General features: G+C 43.0%; 23 protein-coding genes. 10 read left to right on the top strand and 13 right to left on the bottom strand.

Features of this window, described 5'->3' with window-relative positions; genetic code table 11:
* Position 1 precedes the first annotated feature (1 nt).
* The 4 genes from V7K40_RS09625 to V7K40_RS09610 form a co-directional block, all read right to left on the bottom strand.
* Positions 2-5,254 (bottom strand): hypothetical protein, encoded by a 5,253-nt coding sequence (locus V7K40_RS09625; RefSeq protein WP_334958892.1) that lies wholly within the window; start codon positions 5,252-5,254, stop codon positions 2-4.
* Positions 5,224-6,561: a P-loop NTPase fold protein gene (locus V7K40_RS09620; protein WP_334958890.1), complete on the bottom strand. Its 1,338-nt coding sequence runs from the start codon at positions 6,559-6,561 to the stop codon at positions 5,224-5,226. The genes V7K40_RS09625 and V7K40_RS09620 overlap by 31 nt, the downstream gene beginning before the upstream one ends.
* Before the next feature lie 1,016 nt (positions 6,562-7,577).
* Positions 7,578-8,435 (bottom strand): SDR family oxidoreductase, encoded by an 858-nt coding sequence (locus V7K40_RS09615; RefSeq protein ID WP_334958888.1) that lies wholly within the window; start codon positions 8,433-8,435, stop codon positions 7,578-7,580.
* Positions 8,436-8,534: 99 nt separating this feature from the next.
* Positions 8,535-8,765 carry a hypothetical protein gene (locus V7K40_RS09610; protein WP_334958886.1) on the bottom strand — a complete coding sequence of 77 codons (231 nt, stop codon included), beginning with the start codon at positions 8,763-8,765 and terminating at the stop codon, positions 8,535-8,537.
* Positions 8,766-9,267: 502 nt separating this feature from the next.
* Between V7K40_RS09610 and tatC the strand changes: the two genes are divergently transcribed.
* Complete coding sequence (gene tatC, locus V7K40_RS09605) at positions 9,268-10,062, top strand: twin-arginine translocase subunit TatC (RefSeq protein ID WP_334958884.1); 795 nt, start codon at positions 9,268-9,270, stop codon at positions 10,060-10,062.
* Between the two features lie 43 nt (positions 10,063-10,105).
* Here the strand turns inward: tatC and V7K40_RS09600 are convergent, their stop codons facing one another.
* The gene (locus V7K40_RS09600) at positions 10,106-10,597 is read right to left on the bottom strand and encodes a hypothetical protein (protein WP_334958882.1); all 492 of its coding nucleotides are present in this window, start codon (positions 10,595-10,597) and stop codon (positions 10,106-10,108) included.
* Between the two features lie 184 nt (positions 10,598-10,781).
* Positions 10,782-11,090: a DUF3067 family protein gene (locus V7K40_RS09595; RefSeq protein WP_334958880.1), complete on the bottom strand. Its 309-nt coding sequence runs from the start codon at positions 11,088-11,090 to the stop codon at positions 10,782-10,784.
* A gap of 229 nt (positions 11,091-11,319) precedes the next feature.
* Here V7K40_RS09595 and V7K40_RS09590 point away from each other — a divergent pair, with 229 nt between their 5' ends.
* The 6 genes from V7K40_RS09590 (at position 11,320) to V7K40_RS09565 (ending at position 15,620) form a co-directional block, all read left to right on the top strand.
* Complete coding sequence (locus tag V7K40_RS09590) at positions 11,320-11,859, top strand: cytochrome b6-f complex iron-sulfur subunit (protein ID WP_334958878.1); 540 nt, start codon at positions 11,320-11,322, stop codon at positions 11,857-11,859.
* Positions 11,860-12,072: 213 nt separating this feature from the next.
* Positions 12,073-13,074 carry an apocytochrome f gene (gene petA, locus V7K40_RS09585; RefSeq protein WP_334958876.1) on the top strand — a complete coding sequence of 334 codons (1,002 nt, stop codon included), beginning with the start codon at positions 12,073-12,075 and terminating at the stop codon, positions 13,072-13,074.
* 112 nt (positions 13,075-13,186) lie between these two features.
* Positions 13,187-13,357, top strand: coding sequence for a hypothetical protein (locus V7K40_RS09580; RefSeq protein WP_334958874.1), 171 nt, complete (start codon positions 13,187-13,189; stop codon positions 13,355-13,357).
* A 117-nt stretch (positions 13,358-13,474) separates the two neighbouring features.
* On the top strand, positions 13,475-13,609 hold the full coding sequence (locus tag V7K40_RS09575; protein ID WP_334959198.1) for a type II toxin-antitoxin system YhaV family toxin: 135 nt from the start codon (positions 13,475-13,477) through the stop codon (positions 13,607-13,609).
* Positions 13,610-14,531: 922 nt separating this feature from the next.
* On the top strand, positions 14,532-14,816 hold the full coding sequence (locus V7K40_RS09570) for a hypothetical protein (RefSeq protein WP_334958872.1): 285 nt from the start codon (positions 14,532-14,534) through the stop codon (positions 14,814-14,816).
* A 117-nt stretch (positions 14,817-14,933) separates the two neighbouring features.
* Complete coding sequence (locus V7K40_RS09565; RefSeq protein WP_334958870.1) at positions 14,934-15,620, top strand: Uma2 family endonuclease; 687 nt, start codon at positions 14,934-14,936, stop codon at positions 15,618-15,620.
* A 53-nt stretch (positions 15,621-15,673) separates the two neighbouring features.
* Here V7K40_RS09565 and V7K40_RS09560 read toward each other — a convergent pair whose 3' ends face one another.
* From V7K40_RS09560 to V7K40_RS09550, 3 genes are all read right to left on the bottom strand, one after another.
* Entirely contained in the window at positions 15,674-15,871 is a 198-nt protein-coding gene (locus V7K40_RS09560; RefSeq protein WP_109011583.1) for a hypothetical protein, read from the bottom strand.
* Complete coding sequence (locus V7K40_RS09555; protein ID WP_334958868.1) at positions 15,855-15,989, bottom strand: hypothetical protein; 135 nt, start codon at positions 15,987-15,989, stop codon at positions 15,855-15,857. The genes V7K40_RS09560 and V7K40_RS09555 overlap by 17 nt, the downstream gene beginning before the upstream one ends.
* Before the next feature lie 127 nt (positions 15,990-16,116).
* Entirely contained in the window at positions 16,117-17,706 is a 1,590-nt protein-coding gene (locus V7K40_RS09550; protein ID WP_334958866.1) for a glycoside hydrolase family 57 protein, read from the bottom strand.
* Between the two features lie 476 nt (positions 17,707-18,182).
* On the opposite strand from V7K40_RS09550, the gene V7K40_RS09545 reads away from it, so the two are divergent.
* Complete coding sequence (locus tag V7K40_RS09545; protein ID WP_334958864.1) at positions 18,183-18,698, top strand: hypothetical protein; 516 nt, start codon at positions 18,183-18,185, stop codon at positions 18,696-18,698.
* Between the two features lie 136 nt (positions 18,699-18,834).
* Here the strand turns inward: V7K40_RS09545 and rsgA are convergent, their stop codons facing one another.
* The 3 genes from rsgA to dnaJ are packed head-to-tail and all read right to left on the bottom strand — an operon-like array spanning position 18,835 to position 21,319.
* Entirely contained in the window at positions 18,835-19,935 is a 1,101-nt protein-coding gene (gene rsgA, locus V7K40_RS09540) for a small ribosomal subunit biogenesis GTPase RsgA (protein WP_334958862.1), read from the bottom strand.
* The gene (locus V7K40_RS09535) at positions 19,932-20,189 is read right to left on the bottom strand and encodes a sulfurtransferase TusA family protein (protein WP_334958860.1); all 258 of its coding nucleotides are present in this window, start codon (positions 20,187-20,189) and stop codon (positions 19,932-19,934) included. The genes rsgA and V7K40_RS09535 overlap by 4 nt, the downstream gene beginning before the upstream one ends.
* Complete coding sequence (gene dnaJ / locus V7K40_RS09530; RefSeq protein WP_334958857.1) at positions 20,189-21,319, bottom strand: molecular chaperone DnaJ; 1,131 nt, start codon at positions 21,317-21,319, stop codon at positions 20,189-20,191. The genes V7K40_RS09535 and dnaJ overlap by 1 nt, the downstream gene beginning before the upstream one ends.
* 228 nt (positions 21,320-21,547) lie before the next feature.
* On the opposite strand from dnaJ, the gene V7K40_RS09525 reads away from it, so the two are divergent.
* Together V7K40_RS09525 and V7K40_RS09520 are read left to right on the top strand one after the other, a co-directional pair.
* The gene (locus V7K40_RS09525; protein ID WP_334958855.1) at positions 21,548-21,745 is read left to right on the top strand and encodes a hypothetical protein; all 198 of its coding nucleotides are present in this window, start codon (positions 21,548-21,550) and stop codon (positions 21,743-21,745) included.
* 217 nt (positions 21,746-21,962) lie between these two features.
* Positions 21,963-22,313, top strand: a complete 351-nt coding sequence (locus V7K40_RS09520) for a hypothetical protein (protein WP_334958853.1) — start codon at positions 21,963-21,965, stop codon at positions 22,311-22,313.
* A gap of 25 nt (positions 22,314-22,338) precedes the next feature.
* Here the strand turns inward: V7K40_RS09520 and dnaK are convergent, their stop codons facing one another.
* Complete coding sequence (gene dnaK, locus V7K40_RS09515; protein WP_334958851.1) at positions 22,339-24,297, bottom strand: molecular chaperone DnaK; 1,959 nt, start codon at positions 24,295-24,297, stop codon at positions 22,339-22,341.
* Positions 24,298-24,480 lie beyond the last annotated feature (183 nt).

Raw genomic sequence — 24,480 nt, 5'->3', positions numbered from 1 at the left:
ATCACCTACCAGAACACAAGGCCCGATCGCTATTCATTACCTTCTGGTTAGTCTGCAAATAATCATGCAGCAAATTGCAACCCCGCGTGAGTAAATTTTCCAGTTGAATATCTGCCAAATTCTGGAAAATCACTGTGCCATTACCACTACCCGCAGCCAAAGTCTTGCCGTCAGGGCTGAAACTGACGCTGGTTAACTCTTGCTTATCACCTTTCAAAGCAATCAACAACGTCCCTTCTCGGTTCCAAATCCTCACTTTATCATCACTGCTAGCTGCCAGAGTCTTGCCATCGGGGCTAAAACTTACACTGATAAAACTATCGCCATCCCCCGCAAGATTATTTAGCAGGTTCCCGTCCCGGCTCCAAAGTTTCACCGTACTATCAATACTAACTGAAGCGATCGCCTGACTATCAGGCGACCAAGCAACCCCATTCACCCGGCGGCTATGACCAGTTAAGGTGTATAGTAATTTACCATCTATACTCCAAATTTTCACTGTTTTATCATCACTGGCTGAGGCTAGTAACTTGCCATCGGGACTAAAACTTACCCAATTCACCGCATCTTGATGTCCCTGCAAGGTGTTGAGCAGTTTACCGTCGCGGCTCCAAAGCTTTACTGTTTTATCTTTACTAGCCGAGGCAATTACTTTACCATTAGGTGACCAAGCTACACTTAAGATAGTATTATCATGACCCTGTAAGGTGTTGAGCAGTTTACCGTCAAGACTCCAAAGCTTTACTGTTTTATCTTTACTAGCCGAAGCGATCGCCTGGCCATCGGGGCTGAAACTGACTCCCCAAACTTCACCTTCATGCCCCGTGAATATACGGATTATTTTCCCGTTTCGACTTAAAAGTTTTACAGTTTTGTCTCGACTCGCTGCTGCTAAGGTGCGACCATCAGGACTAAAACTGATACTAGTTACCCAGTCATCATTATCAGCTTTGGGCTTTCGCAGTAACACATCGTCCCAATGCCAGAGTTTAATAGTTTTGTCCCGACTTGCAGAAGCCAGGGTGCGACCGTCTGGGCTGAAACTGACACTGTTAACCCAATTATTATGTCCCTTCAGGGTTGCCAGCAGCACACCTTCAGAACTCCAAAGTTTGATTGTCTCGTCGGTACTTGCGGAAGCGATCGTGTTACCATTGCGGCTAAAGCTGACACTGGTAACTCCAGCACTATGCCCTGATAAGGTTCTCAGTAGTTTACCCTCCAGATTCCACAGTTTGATTGTCTGGTCTAAACTAGCAGAAGCGATCGCTTTTCCATTGGGTGACCAAGCTACACTTTTGACTGCATCATCATGTCCCTGCAAGGTTTTAAGCAGCTTACCATCGCGACTCCACAATTTTACCGTCTTGTCAGCACTCGCAGAAGCAATGATCTGCCCATCAGGTGACCAAGCGACACTCAAGACTGCACCATCATGTCCCTGCAAGGTTTTAAGCAGTTTGTTATCCCGACTCCACAGTTTTACTGTCTTGTCGCTACTTGCCGAAGCAATAATCTGACCATCTGGGCTAAAACTGACACTATTCACCACACCCTGATGCCCGAATAAGGTAGCAAGCGGTTGACCCTCTCGACTCCACAGTTTCACCGTCTTGTCTTGACTGGCGGAAGCAACAATTTGACCATCGGGGCTGAAACTGACGCTATTAACTACATCTTCATGCCCCGACAAGGTTTTGACCAAGCTACCATCAGGACGCCAAAGTTTAATTGTAGTATCGGCACTGGCTGAGGCAATTAAAGAGCGATCGGGGCTAAATGTAGCACTATTTACCCCAGATATATGCCCCTCCAAGCGGTTATATTCTCTTAACCCAGAAACTGCTTGATAAAGCGCCGTCTGTACTTCCTCTCTTGTATAGGAATCTACCCAGACTGTTTGTTGTAATTTTCTCCCCGCCTTTAAACCTTCCTTTAAGGCATCAATACCTTTTTGGGAGGCAAAGAGGGCATCACTTGATGCACTGAGGGTTTTAATTTCACTATCTATTGCTGTAACTATAGAAACACTTAATCCCAATATGGCGAGAACACAAGCAGTCAGTGCGATTTTCAACGAACGATTTAATTGAGCTTCACTAAGCCTTTGTTTCTTTTGACTTTCTGCTAGTTGAGAAGTTAATTCTTTTTCTTTGAGTTCAGCTCGCAACTGCTCAATTTCTAACTGACTCAATTCTTCCCGCTTGTGTAACTCCCGCAATTCTGTTAATAAGTCTAAACCCTGTTGGGGATGAGTATCTACTAATTTGGTTCGCTGCTTATTTTGGCTAAGTTCGCTTTTAAGTCGCTCAATCTCAGCTTGACTCTGTTCTACTTTATAGCGCAACTGGTTAAGTTGTACCTGTAAGCTCGATTCCTGTTGTTGTAGGTAGCGAATCAAGTCTACTAAATAATCGTGAATCAGTTGATAACGTTCTGGTACATCAGGGAATAGTACTACTAATCCGGAGCTAACTAAAATTTCTAATACTAACTCTAATTTGCCAGCATCTTCTACCTCTGCTAGCTGCGCCGCTAACTCAGCACGAGTTTTAAAAGGTCGGTTGTTACTTTCATCTGTTAATAAGTATAAGACGAGTAAGGCGGCTCGTTCATTTTCTGGGCCGCAGTCTTTAATTAGTTCCTTAATATATCGCTCAATAAGTTTGTTGGGTCTATATGGCTGATATTCTTCTAATGTAGTAATCCGCTCATCTTGGATTTGCGCTCCAACAACTTGCAATTCAATGGGGCGAACTTCACCAAATTCTGTTGACAAATCTTCGATTAAGGCATCAATTAAAGCCGACTCTAAATTAAATTGTGATCGCTCTGTCAATTTTTGGATAATCGCTTTCGCATATTCTGGTGAAAAATTGTTTAACTGGTAGCGAATATGCTTGTCGAGAATATTATTATTAATCGCTTCCAATGCGGAAAGATGTTTAAAGTCTAATAACCGATGTAAATAATCTTCTCGTAAGGAAAGGATAACTTTGACAAAGGGTATATTCAGGCAGTCACTAATAAATTTATCAAATTCTTGCTTTTGATTGCGATCGCTATAACCAAAGAAAAATTCTTCAAACTGGTCAAAAATTAAAACTGTGATCAGATGGTTATCAGCATTTTCTTGGAGTTGTTGTAAAATTCTCATGATCATGATGCGTGTGCCAGAGTAAGGCAAAGCTTCCAGTTCAATGGCTACTTCTGGCTTAATATCAGCGTAGATGGCAAGGGATGCATCACTAGACATCGCCTCACTTAAAGATTTTCCTAGTTCCCGCGCCCAATCGGTGTAAACTTGCAGTACCACAGGCACGGCTATTTGATCGCCAATAGCTCGATTTTGCAGTGCTGGTACTAAGCCTGCAGTTACAATAGAACTCTTACCCACTCCTGATTGACCGTGAATCACCGTCAATTTTTTATCAGCGCGGCTAATTCTGCCAATTAAGTTATTAATATCACGCTCCCGACCAGAAGCAGCAATTTCTAAAGCAACGCTGCTACTCCCAGAAGATGACATCAATGCTGGATTTGTCGCCTGTCTTTGGGGTTGTAAGCGCCCTGCACCGATAAAAGCTCGAAAACCGTACTGCTGCTCAATAGAACGCCGTTTTTGTCGAATGTAATAAGCTTGCAGATAGCGACCTTCTTCAAAGTAAAGCGATCGCAGTCTCCGCAATAGGCGAATATAATGATGGGCATCGTATTGATGGGCACTGCTTTCTAAGGCTGTTGGCAGTTCTTTTGTCGCCTTGTCCAGGTATTCACGAGCTACTTCTAGCTCACCTAAATTTCGCTGTGCTTTCGCTAAAACTAAATAGTAAATTTGCCCCAATAATAATGGAAATAAGCAGTTATAAGGGTCACTGTGCTTTTGCGCCTCAGCTAATTTCAGCAGTGATACGTGTGCTAATATACTCGCCTGTACCCAGCGCGACTGCTGCACAGCCACTTGCGCCAGAAAACCGTAGTCACAAGCTAATTGGATTTGACTACCATAAGTTTGATGCAACTCCAGAGACTTTTGAGCAACCGTCTGCAATTCTTCCCACTCTTGCAGATATTGCAAAACTTCTGCAAGTTTACCAATAAATCCAGCAACTATGTCTGAACGCCTAGCCACCTGCAAGATATTCAAGCATTGCTGAAAATAAGATTTAGCTGTGTACCAATGGCGGCGGTTTTCTATTTGATTTTGCTCTGCGAAACGGCAATAACACAGCCCAATATAAAACAGCAAGACTCCCTGTCGCAGAAGTAGGGGAGATGGGGGAGATGGAGGATATGGCGAAGAAAATACTTCTTCATCCCTGCTTGCTCCCTCTATTCCCTGATCCCCTCTCTCCACCAACTTTTGCCAAACTTGCAAGCTTTGCTGAAAATGGTTTAAAGCTGTATTGATGCGATCGCTAATATAATTATCTAAACCAAAAACAAATTCTAAACTAGCGTGTAATTCTGGCTCTAAGGTAATACCCCGATTGTGCAACTCTCTAATGGCAAACTGGAGTTCATAGCTATGTTCCCAGACTTGCTCCACAGTGGAATAATGCTTTGCAACTTCAAGAGGTTGATGTTGTGCAACATTCTGACTTTTCACAGGATCTGGAAAACCTCTCTTCTGCTTTTTGAGAGGCTTTGAATTCTCCTCCAATCCTACAAGGTTTGGCGTTAGCTTTTCCACATCACCTGAATTGTCAGGTGCCGCATTTGGTAACACCGTAGCAAACAAAGAGTCAGTTTCCTGTTGCAAAAATTGCAGCAATGACTGAGTTCTCATTCCAAACTGAATTGGTGTAGCCGCCCAACTAGCGAAATCTGGTGCTAAACGCACCACCTTTTGCAATACTTCCTCATTCACCCACAAAATCATCGGAAATGGGTGGCGTTTGCGAAATTCATCACGAATATGATTGATCGACCTAAGTAGATCATCGAGTCCATCTACTGACTCTAAACCCAATATCATCAATGCCGATGGCGGATTATCTTCGGTTACTAGTTGTAAATGAATACTTGTGTAAAGGCTTCTAGCATTATGCGGCAGAACTACCTTTTGAATTTGGTGTTCTCCTGAAGAGAGTTCTTCGAGTCGTTGCAGCATTTGCTCTTGCAAAACTCGATAGTTGCAGCACACCAAAACCAGGGAAAATTGACCCTTAGAAAGGTCAATTGCTCTTTTCAAACTCCGTAAAGCCCGCTCGTTAGCGGCTCTTATATCTGCTTGTGGGTGTCGTTCAACCATGATTTAAATTTTTCCGTCTCTGCTAAAACTGGGTTGACGGCAAACCAAGCTCCCTGATGATCGCGGTATTCAAATACAAATAAACTTCGCAATAAAATGTGGTATTCTATATCACCTCTAACTCTCTGCTGTTGCACTACCTGAAAGATTAGTTCCCACTCATGGGGGTCGATGGCATTGGCTCGGTAATCGCGCTGTCTTTGAATCACCAATTCGACACACTCCCGATCAAAGGGTGGATCTTGTTCTCGCAGACAGTCAAACAATAACCCTAGCAAGTCGCGCACATGACCACCACTAATCAGGCACAACCGATCTAAGGTTTCCAGACTATCAAACACCTCTGTAATTAAGCTTAACCGATCGCTAGCCAAAATGTCTGGAAAAGCTCTAGCTAGAACCATTTGCCGCAACATCGTTAGCCCTTGAAGGAAAATCTCCCCAGAGCGCAGACGTACAGGTATCATCGGTAACACTTTTGGTGCGACTCCACCTCCCAAACGATGCTGAAGTTCGGCGCTATCGTTGGAGAAAGTCAGTGCTAAGGGAATAGTGTAGACTACATGACAATTCAGTTTGCGTAACTGTTCACCGCGCTGAATAAATAAATATTCTGGTAGCGATCGCCCCGATGGTAAAGGTCGAATTGCGACTCGATCTAGGTTATCAACAATCACCACCAGTCCTTTTTTACCCCTGGCTTTCAGTTCCTTGTTGGCACGTTCTAGTAATTCTTGATTAATTGACTGTAAAATATTTGCTGTTCTTGGTTCGAGATAATCCCTTAACCGTCGCCGCAATTGCGGACTTTCTTTAGTTTTAGCTGTAATTTTGGCAATTCCCACAGACAACTCTGCTTCTACCCCAACGTCAATTGGCGTCTGCAAGAAATCGACAAGTTCACCAAACAACTTGCTAAAGTAGGTAGGTTTGAGCCTAATTTTCATTGCTTCTAGGCTTTCACTCACTTGGCCGGCGATCGCCAATAGAATATCAGTCACATCCACATCTGCCATTTCTAAGACATGGGTAGACTCAAAGTAAACTACATGAAATTGCTGCACTTCTAATTCAGCTTTGAGCCGCAACAACTCCGTTGATTTTCCACAGCCGAGATGTCCTGTAAATAGCTGACAAGTTGGTACATCCGGCGATATTCGAGCGATCGTGCGTTGCAAAGCCTCAATTATTTTACCACCCCGCACCGCAGCAAAATCGATATAGTACCTGCGATCGCTGGCATTTCCTATGATTAGAGGTCTGCTGGGATTGCAAGCCTGATAAAATCTTTCCAAATCTAGGAGCATAACTAATCGAGTTCACTCAGGAATGGGGATGACAAAATCTGCTGAATAATAAATATATTTGTTGTAGGGAATTTATCCCTTCATTTAAGTACATCTCACTCAAACTACTAACTAAACTAGCAACATTCCGGTTAATTGTTCATATACAGCAAAAGTCAGGAGAAAAACAGGCTTTATATATGGCTTTGAGAGTTAGTACACTGTGGCGTCAGTTTGCCTATGTTTAACAACGGGATTTTGCCCGTTGCTTGATTAATCAGATGGTAGCTAAATTTTTGCCAAGCTGTACCAGTTTGTGTATTACACCAATTTGAAATCTGCTGTATATATAGGTTGGATGTAACACATGGCAATGCTGATATTTTATTTTAAGTAAGCAGAAATACTATTATAAGTATAACTAGCAGAAACTCTAAATATCTAATAAGGTACTCTTATGAATATTAAAAATATCTAACACAAAAAAAGGTACTGTTGAGTACAATTTTGAAGTTTTTTTGAATATAGAGTTCTGTTACAGCAATTTTTAGGCAATTAAATTCTACTGTAGTGGCTCCTTCACTAAATTCTAATCTCGTTCCTAAATCAACATAATATTGGTGACGAAAGTCATGATTTTGTTGATGAAACTCACGATTTTGTTCACGACAGCTTCTGCATTGAAGGTGACCACCCCTAAAGTAGTGAGAATCAGTGAACTGATACCAATTCTCCGTGAGCTTGCACTTAATGATTATTCCTTCTCTCTTGGCGTACAAGGCGTACAAGGCGTGAACCAGCGCTATAGGCGGGTTTCCCGCCGTAGGCAACTGGTGTTAGCGCCACAAAGAGCGAGTCTTCTCCCTACAGCCCTTTGGGCATCCTACGGCAGGCGCTAGCCTCTCCCAATGTGATTCGGGGAGACGATGCCGCGCAACGAGCGTCACCCGTTCGCCCAAGGCGTTCCCGCAGGGTAGGGCGGTTCGTTTAATAATTAAGTGCATCTTCATAGCGAATTGGTATGAGAAGGAAATAATCTACAACCCCATTGAGTATAAAATTATCTTGTCATGAAGCTTGTCAGGTAAAATATGCTTTAGCACAGATCCGATTTTGGCATCTTGTCCAACGAGATAGCGTGTCTTGGGTTGTTTCGCAGTCAGCGCATGGACAACAACCTGAGCGACAATATCCGCAGAAATTCCCCCAGATGCGATAATCTGCATTTTCTTGCGGACAATATTCATCGCCTGACCGTAGAGATTTTGTGCCGATTGTGGTAGATTTTGCTGTGCTATTTCAGATTGACTTAGAGACTTTTCCCAGATTGGGGTAGCGATCGCACCAGGTTCAATAATTGAAACCGAGATTCCCCAAGGACGTAACTCCATCCGCATGACATCAGTGAGTGCAACGAGCGCAAATTTGGAAGCATTGTAAGCTCCCAGGAACGGCGTCGGACTTCTACCAGCAATGGAACCCATATTGACAATTCGACCCCGACTTTGGCGTAAGAGAGGAAGAAATGCTTGTGTTACTGCTAATTGTCCGGTGACATTAACCTGCATCTGGTATTGAAATTCTGCGATCGGTAATAATTCTAAGGGACCAGGGACAGCAATTCCAGCATTATTCACTAAACCTAAAATTCCCGCACCACCGACTGCATTTGTTACTTGATCAACCGCAGATGCGATCGATTCAGCGTCAGTAACATCTAAAAAAATCGGAATGAGCCTTTGTGATCCTTTCTGTTTAAATGTTTGAGCATCACTATCTTGACGCACGCCAGCAAAAACACAGAAGCCCAACAGGTCTAAAAGCAAAGCACACGCCTGACCAATTCCTGTTGATGCTCCTGTAACTACTACTGTCCCTTGATTTTTTACAACCATTAATTTCCTGTTTTGATGATGGGACTGTCATAATTACGAATTACGAGTTACGTAGCTTGCTTCTCACCGCAGGTAAGTATTACGAGTTACGAATTAGTATCAATCTTTGCAAGTACCAGCCCGAAGGCAATCTTCGGTTTGGTCATCTCTAGCTGATATTTGCCACGGCAATACGCGTGATTGAGCATTTGTACTGTAAGCAATTAAAGCAGGTATTATGGGAAACTGGTCTTTGACAATTGGCAAGTCACTGCTACAAGTATTGCCTAGCTCAACATTGTATAAATAAACAGGCAATGCCATTAGGGCAATGCAAATTGTCCGGTTCATACCCAACCTCAGCTAAAAATTTCCGATTGCGCTATGTATGTATAAATGCCACCTTGATGAACCGGATTTTTAAAACTGAGTATTATATTATGTTGATGTTGTGTGAATTTACCCAGCGCTACTAGCTGCAGAGACGTGATTTATAAATTATCGGTTCCACCCTTTTTTTAGGTTAGGCATTACCTACAAGATGGCTTCCTACTAACTTATGCAGATGCAACCCCAAAAAACAGGATAAAAAACCCATAGCACTCAAAAACATATCTTGGTAACTGCATTCCCCGGATAAAATAATGAAGAGGGCTGAGTTAAAAGACTGCTCACAAAGGACAGGACATATATCAAGTGCATAAGTACTAATTATAAGTTAGTTCCGAGTTCCAAGTGCTAAGTGAAAAATCTTGCTCATTACTCAGCACGGGCTAAACCATAGCTATCCGCTAACAGCACGGGCTAAACGCCCAACAGCACTCAGTTACAAATGTTGCCTACTAGCTGACCCATGACGCCTTCACAAGACGTAGATAGTATAAACCTTCCCAACATCGACTCAGAAGAATATGGCAATTCAGAAACTGATCCTCTTGATGAGTTGCCAGGTGAAGTCGAAATGTCCCTTTTCGATCACCTAGAAGAGTTGCGACAGCGCATTTTCTATTCGCTGATTGCCGTAGCGGTGGGTATTATTGGCTGTTTCTTTGCCGTTAAGCCGATTGTTCAGCTACTTGAGGTTCCAGCACAAGGAGTAAAATTTCTCCAACTCGCACCGGGAGAATATTTCTTTGTCTCTCTCAAAGTTGCAGCCTATACTGGCTTCGTACTTACTAGTCCTTTCATTCTTTACCAGATTATCCAGTTTGTGCTTCCAGGACTAACTCGCCGCGAACGCCGTTTACTGGGGCCTGTGGTTTTGGGTTCGAGTGTGCTATTTGGGGCTGGGTTAGTATTTGCCTATTTACTGCTTATCCCCGCAGCTTTGAAATTTTTCATCAGCTACGGAGCAGATGTAGTTGAACAACTTTGGTCAATTGATAAATATTTTGAATTTGTGCTGCTACTGTTATTTAGCACTGGTTTAGCATTTCAAATTCCCATTATCCAATTGTTGCTTGGTAATTTAAATATTGTCTCCTCTAAACGGATGGTTTCTGGTTGGCGTTACGTAATTATGGGAGCAGTGGTTTTAGGAGCCGTCCTTACACCTTCTACTGACCCCCTAACTCAAAGTCTTTTAGCAGGAGCGGTTTTAGGGCTTTATTTCGGTGGTGTTGGACTGGTGAAACTTACAGGGAAATAATGCGATCGCATTGCTTCAATTCCAAATTCCAAAAAATCTCAACTTAGTTGATGAGTGCAGTTAGTAAAATCCTAATCACTATTTCCAACTCTTCGGTAACACGATACAGGTTGATTCCTTGCTCAATACACTGTGTCTGTCGACATAACTTGCCAAATTGCCAAACATTACCTGTTGTTGCTGCCCCTAATATTTCTGTTTGAGTGGAATCAGTCCACCTGTCAAGAGCTATCATCTCAGTTGCCAGTTGTGTAAATCCCCTATTTATATCTGCTTGCTTGGCTTCAATCACAATTAAACTAGTTTGTGTTTTGAGGAAATAATCAAAATTACCTTGAAGTCGGTTATCAACTTTGATAGTGTATTTAATTCGTAATTTAGCGCGGGAATAGTGAATTAAATCGGTAACAATTGGCGCAATTAGCATTTCCCGGCGTATAGCTTTGTTCTTCAAATCTACATACGGTAAAACTTCCTCAATTCGCTGCTTGAGGTCACCAAGTCGGTCTAATGTGCCATTGCTCCTTGTGGGCAAAATAAATATTAAATATTCTTTTTTATTAAAACTCTATACCTTTATGGGTAAAGTATTCATCAATTTTGAATTCGGAATTCTGACTTCTGTTTCATTGGACTGATGCTCTAATGGCAATGCAGTATTTTTGTATAAAAAACACTGTGATTACTCAGAAAATTATTAATATTAATGGAATAGTAAGTCATAATATCCATTCCGAAGCGCGTTCACCCAAATCTAGAGGAATGCTAACAGCTTTGCCGAGCCGGGGGCGATCGCGTGTTTGGGCAATAAATCTTTGTACTTGTATTGACCCACCCAAGGCATGAAGATAATTAGCAATGCTATCAAGATGCTCTTGGTACTCCGCCTCGCTCAAGGGAAAAGAAGCTTGCTCCAGGTATTTCCACATTACTTGCAAAAATATCTTTCCCTGTGTCCGCCGGAACTGGACATCGTAAGAGTATCCCCACTTATCAAGCAATATTTGATGTAATTCCTGTCCTGTCATAGCTTTTCTCAATCAGATTTTACATTTAGTTATGATGTTAAGTTCCGTGACTCCAGTATGATAAGGATATAAAGAAATGTAATGCTAACAGAAAAGATGCTAAATATATCTTGGAACAGAGAAGTATGGCATCGTTGTGAGCGCTAGCATTTCGACTTAGACAAGAGTTCCTCAGGTACTAGTACTTTTGTCAAAATGCTTAACAAAATACACAAAGAGCGCGTAAATTATGGCTCAATTTTCTGAATCAGCAGACGTGCCCGATATGGGGCGTCGTCAGTTCATGAATCTGCTCACTTTTGGGACTGTCACTGGAGTGGCTCTGGGTGCATTGTATCCCGTTGTCAAGTACTTTATTCCACCCGCTAGTGGTGGTGCTGGTGGCGGTGTAACGGCAAAAGACGAGCTAGGTAACGATGTTAGCGTCGCTAAATTTCTAGAAAACCGGAATGCAGGCGATCGCAACCTAGTCCAAGGACTAAAGGGAGATCCCACCTATATTGTGGTAGACAGCAAAGAGGCAATCAAAGATTATGGCATTAACGCCATCTGCACTCACTTAGGTTGTGTCGTCCCCTGGAACGTTGCTGAGAACAAGTTTAAATGCCCTTGTCATGGTTCTCAATACGATGCAACTGGCAAGGTTGTCCGGGGTCCAGCACCTCTGTCTCTGCCTTTGGCCCATACCAATGTAAACGACGACAAAATCGTTTTGACCCCTTGGACTGAAACCGACTTCCGCACAGGTGATGCACCTTGGTGGACTTAATCAGTGCTGAGTACTGAGTGCTGAGTGCTAAGTTAAAAGTCTAAATTTTAGGCTCCTAACTCCTAACTCTGCCAATTTTGGATTTTAGATTTTAGATTTTTCCTTCAATCCAAAATCCAAGTTGCGCTGTCAGCGCACCAAAGGTGCGACCCAAAATCTAAAATTGAATGGCTAGTTGACCAATCCATCAGAGAATCGTTGCCCTTATTAGAGATGAGAAATGTTTTCATAACAGCGAGGTTAACTCGCAGTGCTAGAGCGATTGTAAAAACATTGCTCATAGCGATCGCTACCCTGACATTTTACTTCACCAGCGATCTAGCTCTTCCCCAATCTGCTGCCGCCTATCCCTTTTGGGCACAGCAAACCTATCCCGAAACTCCTCGCGAACCAACTGGGCGGATTGTTTGTGCCAACTGTCACCTAGCGGCCAAGCCTACAGAAGTGGAAGTTCCCCAATCGGTGTTACCTGACACTGTATTTAAAGCTGTGGTGAAAATTCCTTACGATCTCAGCGCCCAGCAAGTTGGTGCCGACGGTTCTAAGGTTGGCTTGAACGTCGGTGCTGTACTGATGCTACCTGAAGGCTTTAAGATTGCTCCTGAAGACCGTATTTCCGAAGAACTTAAAGAAGAAATTGGCGAGACTCCCTTCCAACCCTACAGCGAAGACAAAGATAACGTCGTCATCGTCGGCCCCTTACCTGGTGAACAGTATCAGGAAATCGTCTTCCCGGTTCTTTCTCCCAACCCCGCAACCGATAAAAACATCCACTTCGGTAAATATTCAGTTCACTTAGGTGCTAACCGGGGACGTGGACAAGTTTATCCCACTGGTGAAAAGAGCAACAATACTGTTTACAACGCTTCTGCTACTGGCACAATTACCAAGATTGCCAAAGAGGAAGATGCAGACGGTAACGTCAAATATTTAGTAAACATCCAGCCGGAATCTGGTGATGTTGTCGTTGATACGATTCCTGTAGGGCCAGACCTGATTGTTTCCGAAGGGCAAACAGTCAAGACTGGTGATGCTTTGACCAGCAACCCGAATGTTGGTGGATTCGGTCAATCAGATACAGAAATCGTACTGCAAGACGCCTCTAGAGTCAAAGGGATGATTGCGTTCGTCGCTCTTGTGATGTTAGCTCAAGTTATGCTTGTGCTGAAGAAGAAGCAGGTTGAGAAAGTCCAAGCTGCTGAGATGAATTTCTAAATTCTCTGCTAAATCATTACTTGTAGGACAGGCATCTTGCCTGTCTTTTTTAACGTTAGTTACACAAAGCCTAGAAATTTGGAACTTAACTGTTAGTAGACTTTATTAACTTATGGAAACCGAGAATGTTGATGAAGCGAATAAAGATGAAGGCATTATCATGACCCTTTTTCTTGACTTTCTGATGAAAGATGCTATGCAAAACCCTTCTAAACTCGTTCCTTATACTCAAGAAATGAGCAATGAAATGGATGATTTATTAGCTGATGTAGTTATACATTAATGGCTGCATTTACTTGTAATAGATTGCAAAAGTTTTTATACCTTGATTTGTCAAAACAAAGTATAATTGCGTAATAAAGTTCGTATTTAAAAAAATGAGTTAATTAAAAAATAATTTATTACACATTCAGATATCAAATTATTAAAAGCACTGAATATTGGCATTAAAGAAAAAATTCCTCAAGACCCTTTTGCTAGTCACTTTGCTTTGCAAAAACCTTTGCAAAAGTATGGTCGTCTCAAAAAAAAATAATTTAGTTACAAGAATCTCAGATAAGATTTTATCCTCCTTACCCTCATTAAAAATAAGGAAATTAAGTCTTTCAAAAAGGGCTTGGGAGATATTATGCAAGCAAATATAGCGGTTATCGATTGGATGAGAACACCAAAGTCCTTGCTGTCAAATCATTTCAGCAAGATTAATGACTGCATTTACTTGTAATGAATGGCAGATTGTGTAATTAAATTAATGGCAGATTGTGTAATTAAATTACAGAAATTATAAAATAAGATTTTGTCCTCCTTACCCCCCTCGTTAAAAATAATGAAATTAAGCCCTTTTTTAAGGGCTTGGCGGATATTATGCAAGCCAATATCACTAACTTAATCATATTGAATTAAGTTACAAAGTTTTTGAATATCCAGAGATTTTTGAATTTAGTTTTTACAGTTATGCTATATTATTGTTTGTCAATACAAAATTAATCTCTACTTCCATATTTTGCTTTTAGAAACTGCATATTATAACATAATTTGTCGCATTTCAGCTATTAATTAAAATTTTCATAATTGCTCTATTTATACCTTGCTAGTAAGTCTTAATAGTGCTAATTTAATAATTAGCATAATTAGCAAACGAGGTATTTTTGAATACATCCCTTCAAGCAAAATATTTTTAAACTAGAAGTCTAAGTCCATACATACTTTGTTTGTATGGATAGGCTATATGTAAGTCCATAAATATGGACTTACATATAGCGTTCATTTCCAGTTACTAAATGTTTTGTCTGATTGTGATGCTTCCGACTTTTTATCTTTTAAAGCTAAAAAATCAAAAAAATGCCTCTGATGCTGATGGTTGCTGGTATTTTTTGTCATACTAAACCAACTTTGGCAAAGTTTTACCAGTTCCTATGCAGTTCAGAAGCACAAAATTAATAAGTAACGCCCATTATATGACAAAATCCAAATATTTTGATGCCGAACCACATCGGCATAATATTCTCCTGCAATTATGGTGGAAGTTGGGGTGTGCTGGTATTGCTGTACCTAATATGAAAGCGCTTATTATGCAGCATGGAAGACTTCTTAAGTTAGAGCTTACCATTGCCCTTCCCCCCAAATTATTGAAGTCCGGTTGGGGCAAAGAGCAACATCTCGAAGCCTCATTAGAGAAAATTTCGGACTGTAAGGTAAAAGTGCTGCTAGTAGCATCTCAGCCAAATAGCTCAACTCAGTAGGATGCATAATTAATTTTCTAGAGGGTGAGCAATACACCCTTTTTTTAATGTCTAGTACCTACAACTTAAAACAAGGTTAAATTGAATCTAGCCCTAGTTGAGTTGAGATATCTGCCCATGACAGCCTCAGTAGAGTATATCCCCGTTACCCCGATTGAGTACCCAGATGAGGACGGTAAGCCAATGGCTGAAGGAGATATTCAGTGCAGTTACTTAACTTATGCAAGAAATGCACTACGAATTTATTTCCAAAATCACCCAGATGTATACGTCGCTGGTAATCTATTTATTTACTACGAAAAAGGTTATCCAGAATCAGTCGTAGCCCCAGATGTATTTGTGGTGTTTGGAGTAGAAAACCGTGACCGACGTTCTTACAAAACCTGGGAAGAAGAGAATAAAACTCCAGAGTTCGTTCTAGAGATTACCTCAAAAACCACCCGCAGCAAAGACCAAGGGGCAAAGAAAGGAATTTACGCCTTTCTGGGAGTGCGTGAATATTTTCAATATGACCCCACAGGCGATTATCTCAATCCCCAACTCCAAGGTTTATACTTGGTCGATGGAAATTATTTCCCAGTGGCAATTAATACCTTGCCAGATGGTACAGTATCCCTACCCAGTGAAGTTTTAGGGCTAGAGTTACGCTTAGAAGCAGGAAAACTGCGTTTTTACAATCCAGCTACAGATCAAATACTTCTAACTCATGAAGAGGAAGCAGCTGGGCGACAAGCCGCAGAAGAGAAAGCGCAAAGATTAGCTGCTAAACTTCGAGAATTAAATATTGATCCAGATAGCCTTTAAGGTGGGTAAATAACATCAACCCTACTCTTGCTTACTGAAGTTAGACAATAATCTCAAAGCTCTCCATTAATCTTACGCCTGATGATTTCCATCTGGGCTTGCATATCAGCTTCTGTCACAGGCATAGGATACTTTGGAGAATTAGGGTCGCGTTTGCTCATCAAAAAACGTAGAGCTTCAATGTCTTCGCGGTTTTCCACCACATAAGCTCTCAACTCTGTAAAACTCATTTGCTCATAATTCGGGTTCATTGACAAACTCCCATTCGCCATTGGGATAAACAATAATTTGCAGTTCATCCGCAGATAGGATGTAAACTTGCCCTGTTTTGTCGTCAAATCGAAATAAGCGGATGTCTTTGTAAAGCATTTGACAGCATTTGACAAACCCTTACACAGGCTAAGGCTTGCTCTGTTGTTGGTAAAATAGACGCTCCTCACTACTAATATAAGGTGGACAATGCCCACCTTAATGCTGTTGATTACTTTTTGTGAGACTATAACGGACGATAGACGCGATAGTTGATTTCCGGGAAGATATTATCCATTAACTCGACTTTTTCTAGCCAACCACTGTCAACTTTGCCGACTTTAACGTCTTCGTAGAGCTTATTGAACCGCATCAGGTGCGATCGCGTCCGTCTAACCGCATACGGTACCATTGTTCCCGTCCGCATAATAAATGCCCAGTCAGAAGATTGTGCTAATAGCAGTTCCCGCGCCGCTTGGTTGAGCGCTTTGCACCCCAATTCATCCTCTGGTTCCAAATGCGAGATTTCAATCATCCGTTCCGCGGCTTTGTGCAAATGCGGATAAATCCACGCATTCGTTTCATTCAACCAATACTCGTGGAAACCCTTGAAACCCCAACTTGACTGCGAAGGACGACAGACTTGCTGATTTGGCTGATCCCGCAAATAGTCTGCTAAATGGGTCATTGCATAGGTTCCTTGGTCATACCACGACTTGCGGAATAGGTAATCGATGAACCAGGGACCTTCATACCACCAATGTCCAAATAACTCTGCGTCATAGGGCGAAACGATAATTGGTGGGCGCTGCATTATAGCATAGAGATGTTCAGATTGCCTCTCTCGGTTATACATAAAATTATCAGCATGTTCTGCCGCCTTTTCTCGCGCCCAATACGGATCGTAGAGTGCCTTATCTGATAGACCTAAGCCACGCCCCGTAATTTTGTGATACTTAATGCCCGTATTTTTCCGCTGACCATTGGGCATGATGTAGGGCTTGATATACTCATATTCTGCTTCCCAGCCCAAATCTTTGTAAAATTCTCGATATTCCGCCGCTCCAGGATAGCCTACCTCAGAAGACCATACCTGTTGGGACGATTCATGATCTCGACCAAAGACAGCAACACCAGTTTCTGTATAAATTGGGGCATAAGTGCCAAAGCGCGGACGGGGACGGGCGTAAAGGATGCCATGCCCATCGGTAAGGAAGTAGCGTAACCCAGCATCTGCTAGCATCCGCTCTAAACCTTCATAGTAGGCGCATTCTGGCAACCAAATGCCTCTAGGTGCTTGTCCAAAGGTTTGTTCGTAATGTTCGCAGGCTACCTGAATTTGCGCCCACACTGCTTCTGGATACATTTTCATCAACGGTAAATAGCCGTGGGTAGCGCCGCAAGTGATGATTTCCAGGTTGTTACTGTCTTGGAACTTCTTAAAAGCTGTAACTAAGTCACCCTTGTAACGTTCCCATAGTTGACGCGTTTCCTTAAACTCAGTAGCGTAATATTCGGCTAAATAACGAAGATGCCCGTTATTGACATTATGTTCTACTTCTAGTTGTATAAGTTCTTCTAGTTGAGCTAAGTGTGCGTCATAGCGTTCTTGCAGCAGAGGATCACGAAGCATCGACACTAAAGGTGGTGTCATACTCATCGTGATTTTAAAGTCGATACCGTCTCGCTTTAAGCCTTCAAATACTTTCAATAAAGGGATGTAGGTTTCTGTGATGGCTTCATAGAGCCATTCTTCCTCCAGCACGTAGTCACTTTCCGGGTGACGAACGAAGGGCAGATGTGCGTGGAGTACAAGCGCAACGTAGCCGATAGCCATAGTGATTTTGGGGTAATACTTGTAAGTTGAAGGTTGAGAAGTTTGGCAGAAATTAACAATATTTTAAGACTTTATGGGGATCGTAAGAATAGTTTTCAATTGAGTTCAATACAGTGTTTGTAGGGGTACAGTCAACATTGTTGTGCCTCCACTGCGTGTTTTTGCTGTTAGGTAAAAACGTGAACTCAGTATTCCCCAAAATTTTGTGATTTGAACATTACGCAGATGGTAAACGTTCAGGGGGTTCTACCGAGATCATCCGAAGAGTACAGTACATACTGTTTGCTAAGGCAGAAGTAAATATTGGCATAAGCACCGCAAGTATTTCATGTTCAAATCAGGCTTGGCAGTTGCTCAATTAGCTATATAAACCTGGTTTAGAGCAGTTATATAGAAAAATTCTGCATAATAAATAGTTGTGCCAATACGTGTAACTTGATGAGTCACCAACTACTGTATAACAATGAGTTGTTATTATGTCCTTCTCTAACACGATCTATCGTATAGTTGATGGCGTAACCATTCCTGGCATATTTCTGCAAGCCTTTATCAAGAATGGAGACCACTATTTTGTCACTGAAATTAAAGTCTATAAAGACGGCAGAATTGATTGCTGGGGAATGGTTGACTTTGATGGTTTCAAAGAAAAGGTGAGCCAAGGTTGGGTTAGAACTCATCTGCCTGAAGGAGCAAAAGTCTCAATGATGGTGTCTGGTCTTAATTTTACCGCCCTTCAAGTGAAGTCAAGAGTTGAGGAGCAGGAGTTTGTTAAAGAAGTTGAAGACCAGATCCGACGACTCAATGGGCAGCTAACAACAGGAGAGATTTGCCAACAGGTATTAACACAATACAAGCATGAGCCAACCGAGGCAAATAAGGAGTATTTGCGCCAAGCCTATGATGCTGTTCCTAAACACTGTCGCATATATTTAGGTGATATGGACGACAAAGATTCGGAATATCGCTCAATTCTAAACAGATGGAGCGACTAAGAGGAACCAACATCGGTACAACATTTCGTTGGAACGGCGGGACACAGGTAATCGGATATAAGACAGAGGTTATTCTTTGCCGCTCAACTATTTCATAGAAGTGCGTAGGCACAGCCCATCGTAGACATCGCACTCCTTATTCCTCATCCCGATATAACTCCTGCAAGTCCTGTAACTGAGTCTTCCGGGAAATCCGGCGATATTTTTTACTTTCTAACTTGGGTTCGTATTGACTTTGCCCTTTGCCTTTGCTTTTTAACTTCATGGTGGATTCTGGATCAGCTTGTTGGTGTAGCTGAGTTTGACGAGTGATCGCATCGGACAAAAATTCTAAATAATGTTCATATCGTTCCCAGTCTCCCCGCACCGCACACTCAGGCTCGTCTCGATGCAGACAATCACTAAACCGACAGCTAGCAACTGCTAACCTCTTTCTTGCTTCAGGGAAATAATGAATTAATTCTTCTGGGATACAATCCATGTCGGGCTGATTAAAGCCGGGGGTGTCTGCCAGCAAACCACCGCTAGGCAACTCAAATAATTCTATATGACGAGTGGTATGACGACCACGAGCTAGTTTGCCAGAAACTTCTCCCACTCGCAGCTGAAGAGAGTCAATCAGCGCATTAATCAAGCTGGATTTGCCAACGCCGGAAGGCCCAGCAATTACAGTAATTTTATTGCTCAAATATCTGGCTGCTTGGTCAGTATTTATACCATCTTTGACACTGATAAATATTGATTGATAGCCCCAACCAAGCAGGCGATCGCTAACTTGCTGCTGTTCCTGTTGTGAAATTAAATCACTTTTATTCAAGCATAAAAGCACATCCAAGCCAGTAGACTCAGCTTTAATTAAAAACCGACTCAGTTGATAAGGTTCTAAAGGTGGATCAGCTACGGCAAATACCAAGAGAATTTGGTTGACATTGGCGATCGCTGGACGATCTAATTCGCTTTGGCGGGGTAAAACATCAGCGATCGCTCCTCGCCCCCCAGCCCAATCTGGCTCTTGTACCACAACGCGATCGCCTACCATTACCTGTTGCCCGATTTTTTTCAAGCGTGTTCTCCGAGTACAAAGTAGGAGAGGGGGATAAGGAAGATGAGGATCTTGTTCCCCCATCTCCCTCATCTCCCCATCCTCTTGATCCAGCTGTACTCGGTAAAAATTAGCCTGTACAGCTAGCACCGTACCCAATAACTGTCCAGTTGCGGCAAAATTTTCCCCTGTCATTGCCCAGTAATTGGACGGCGCACTAACAGAGAAAAATAACCAGTGCAGTCTGTAATTTGTTCCACCTGATAACCTGCCATTGTCAGACTATCAGGAACCTGCTCAATCGGCTCACCAGGGTCTAGCCAGACTTCTAGCAAACCTCCCAATGGCATTTTCTCCAGACGTAGTTTTGTCCGCACGAAATTAATTGGGCAAGGGGTGCCGCGCAAATCAAGTTGAGCATCGGGAGTTAAAACAGAAGAGCGCTTCATTACTTAAATAAATTTCCCAAGAATCCTTCTAGACCGCCTTTTCCAGTGCGATCTCCCTTAATTTTAGCCAGCTTCTCCAATAATTCCCTCTCCTCTGGGGTCACTTTATTGGGAATATCAATTAATACGTTCAGCATGTGATCCCCACGACTAACGGGATTACCCAAACGGGGTACGCCGCGATTTTCTAATTTCATCACCGTATTGGGCTGGGTTCCTGCTGGAATGATCAGTTCTACAGGGCCATCTACCGTATCTACCTCTAACCGACAACCTAAAATCGCTTGTAGGTAGCTAACTTTGATTTCCGAGAGAATATTAATGCCATCCCGTTGGAATTCCTCGTCCTCATTCACGAACAAGTAAACATACAAATCCCCAGCAGGGCCATTACGTTGTCCAGCATCTCCTTCACTAGAAATCCGCAAGCGTGTGCCATTATCCACCCCAGCTGGAATGGTAATTTTGAGTTTCTTCGTTACTTGATTTGCGCCCTTACCATCACAGGCATCACACTTATCTTCAATTACCATCCCTGTTCCATTACACGTGGGACAAGTCGAGACTTGGGTGAAACTGCCAAAGGGCGTTCTGGTGACACGGCGGACTTGACCCGATCCGCTACAAGTAGAACAAGTCCGAGGGCGGGTTCCAGGTTTAGCACCAGAACCGCTACAGACTTCACAATTTTCTAGATGTGAAATGCGAATTTCTTTTTCACCACCAAATACCGCTTCCCGAAAGTCTAACTTCAAGTCTAGCCGCAGGTCATCACCTCTAGCAGGCCCACTGCGCCGTCTTTGTTGGGTGGGATTACCCATACCGCCAGCAAAGCCACTAAAAATGCTTTCAAAGATATCGGCAAAACCGCCCATATCGCCCACATCTTGGAAGCCAGCGCCAGCAGCACCTGACACACCCTCTGGACCAAAGCGATCATAACGAGCGCGGGTTTCTGGTTCCGAGAGCACCTCATAAGCACGGTTAATTTCTTTAAAGCGATCCTCCGCCCCGGGTTCTTTGTTCACATCTGGGTGATACTTCCGGGCTAAACGGCGATAGGCTTGTTTGATTTCTTCTTTGTCGGTGTCACGAGAGACACCCAGGATTTCATAATAGTCGCGGGCCATATAGCAAAGGTAAAAGTTAGAAGGAAGAAAGCAGAAGGCAGTAGAACGTCACTCACGGCCACTTGCTACCCTACGAGAAGAAGTTTTGCCTATAGCTCTGGAAGAGCAATGCAGTGTCCTTCAGAGGGTGGCTTGCCAAAGGCCAGGTAGAAGATAAAATTAATTTTTGTTAATAACTGATTTTACCCTTTACCATTTCAAAAATCACCGACAAATCTTGAGCAACAGGTGCTTTCATCGTGGGAAACGACAAAAGCTACAGAAGTTAGGATCAGGGCAAGCCTCTGCTCAGACTTCTCACTGCCGAGTCGGCTGTCTCTTTTACAATTGTGCTACGTAGCAGAGGAAAGCCCCGCCCATCAACCAGAGGGGCTAGCCGCACTATTAGGTGTGGAAAACCACCCATCTGCTTTAGATCGCATCTGAACTGGCATACTGCCTAGCCCACAGTAATTTGCTTCTACAATCTAGCAAACGGCTGGGGTCTTGTGAAACTTCACTAAATTTATAATCAATATATTTAGATATATTAAAGTGTCTTAATAAAAATCTGCAAGTTAGGAGAGTGGGGAAGAGGCAGAGGTGCAAAGGAGCAGAGGGGCAGGGAAAGAATAATAATGCCCAATGACGCCAGTTGCTTCTCGTGTTCAAAGACGCTTCTGTACGAGAGGCTCCGCCAACGCGAACAACAGATAGCGAACGCAAGAGCGTCTTTAAGAGTTGCGGTAGCCAGTCTTTTCCCAAAGGGAGACGATGCCGCGCAACGAACGTCGGGAACCTCCCAAGGGGAAAGCCAGTCGCCTACGGCGAGAAACCCGCCAAAGCTGGCTCCCCAATACAACTCTTGAAGAGGCTGCGCCCTAAGCGTAACTATGCCGCAGGCTTTACGACGCCGCCCTTACCTCGGCTTTGTTCGGCACAAGTCGGCTCCTTTCGGCAACTCTTAGAGACGCTTTTGCGTTCGCTCAAGGCAAGCCGCTCAGGACAAGCTTAGTACAAGTGCCCTGTTTGACCAACCCCTAATCTATCGCCTCATAATCAACCTGGGCAGTACTTTCTTCGTCAAAATCAAAGTTGAATTGTGGTATGAGTGTGCCATTCATGGGTGAGTCTATTTCTGGGGTAAAGAGACTAGTTGAAGCCTCCTCAATGTCATCATTTTGACTGTTAGCTCGATTGTAGACATCGGCACCAATTGCAAACAGGGTTTGTTGGAAGTCGTCTAAGCGCTGCTTAAATTCCACTGTAGAGATGCTGGAGTCAATCATTGCAGCTTGGAGCTGTGAAACTTTTTCACTGGCCAAAGTTTTCATCTGGTCGCCGATAAAGTTGCTATTATTCTTAATTGTGGATTCGTAACTGAACAACAGATTATCTGCTTGGTTTTTGAGTTCAACCAATTCTTTACGTCTTCTATCTTCTTCGGCAAATAGTTCGGCTTCTTGGCGCATCCGTTCGACTTCGTTGGTACTCAAGCCACCTGTATTGGTAATCCTAATACTCTGTTCTCGACCTGTACCTTTGTCTTGGGCAGAAACCTTAAGGATACCGTTGACATCGATTTCAAAGGATACTTCAATTTGAGGTACGCCCCGGGGAGATGGAGGGATTCCTGCTAGCAGAAACTTACCGAGACTCTTGTTATCTCGTGACATCGCCCGTTCACCTTGGAGAATGTGAATTTCTACTGAGGTTTGCCCATCAACTGCTGTGGAAAAAACTTGTGACTTACTAGTAGGAATTGTGGTGTTGCGTTCAATGATTTTGGTGAACACTTCACCCAAAGTTTCAATTCCCAAAGAGAGAGGGGTGATATCCAATAGTAAGAGATTATCGACTTCGCCACCCAACACCGCTGCTTGGATAGCAGCTCCCAATGCTATGGCTTCATCAGGGTTGACAGAGCGATCGGGAGCTTTGCCATTGAAAAATTTAATTAGCGCGTTTTGGACTGCGGGAATACGGGTAGAACCACCTACCAAAATAATCCGATCTATTGCTTGTGGTTTGAGATCTGCATCTTTAAGCGCTTGGATCATTGGTTCGATGGTAGCTTCAATTAAATCTAGTGCGAGTTCTTCAAATTTAGAGCGGCTGAGTTCCATCTCCAGGTGTTTTGGGCCGGTGTCATCGGCGGTGATAAACGGCAAGTTGATGGAGGTATTCACCATGCTGGAGAGTTCAATTTTTGCCTTTTCTGCTGCTTCCCGCAGGCGTTGCAGCGCCATCTTATCTTGGGAAAGATCGATTTTATCTTGTTGCTGGAAGCGTTCCATCATCCAACGCACGATCACATTATCAAAGTCGTCTCCACCTAAGTGGTTGTTACCACAAGTCGCCTTAACTTCAAAAACTCCATCTCCTAGTTGCAAGATCGATACATCGAAGGTGCCACCTCCTAAGTCGAATACTAAAATTAGCTGCTCTTGGTCTTGCTTTTCCAATCCGAAAGCTAAAGCCGCAGCTGTTGGTTCGTTGATAATCCGTAGAACTTCTAGTCCAGCAATCGTGCCAGCATCTTTAGTTGCTTGTCTTTGAGCATCTGTGAAATATGCAGGTACCGTAATCACTGCCTGAGTGACTTCCTCACCCAAAAAGTTTTCCGCATCCTGCTTGAGCTTTTGCAGGATCATGGCAGATAGTTCTTGTGGGGTGTAGTTTTTTGAGCGAATTTGAACATCAACAGTATCGTCTCGACCTTTGACACAGTTATATGGGACACGATCGCGTTCTGTTTCAGTGTCTTCCCAACGCCGCCCGATGAATCGTTTAATACTGTAAATTGTGTTTTCGGCATTCGTTACGGCTTGGCGCTTTGCCAATTGACCGACCAAGCGATCGCCACTCTTCCCAAATCCCACAATACTTGGAGTAGTTCGTCCACCTTCAGAACTAGCGATCACAAGTGGTTGACCGCCTTCCAGAACTGCGACGCAACTGTTAGTAGTGCCTAAGTCGATCCCAATAACTTTTCCCATACTTCTAAGTACTTTTACTGAGTATTTCTGCTGTAATGTGTCGCGGACTAACTTTTTGAGCTACGAACCAAGGCTAGCGGAAACAACAGCATCTAGAAATGGAGAAGATAGGGGATCAGGAGGAGATGAGGAAGCTGATTGATAATTTCACTCCCTCATCTCCTTCATCCTCTCAATGTCTCA

It is taken from the genome of Nostoc sp., assembly GCF_036917195.1.
Lineage (GTDB): Bacteria > Cyanobacteriota > Cyanobacteriia > Cyanobacteriales > Nostocaceae > Nostoc.
Note: the sequence above shows the minus strand (reverse complement) of the source record. Positions and strands in the feature narration are given on the sequence as shown.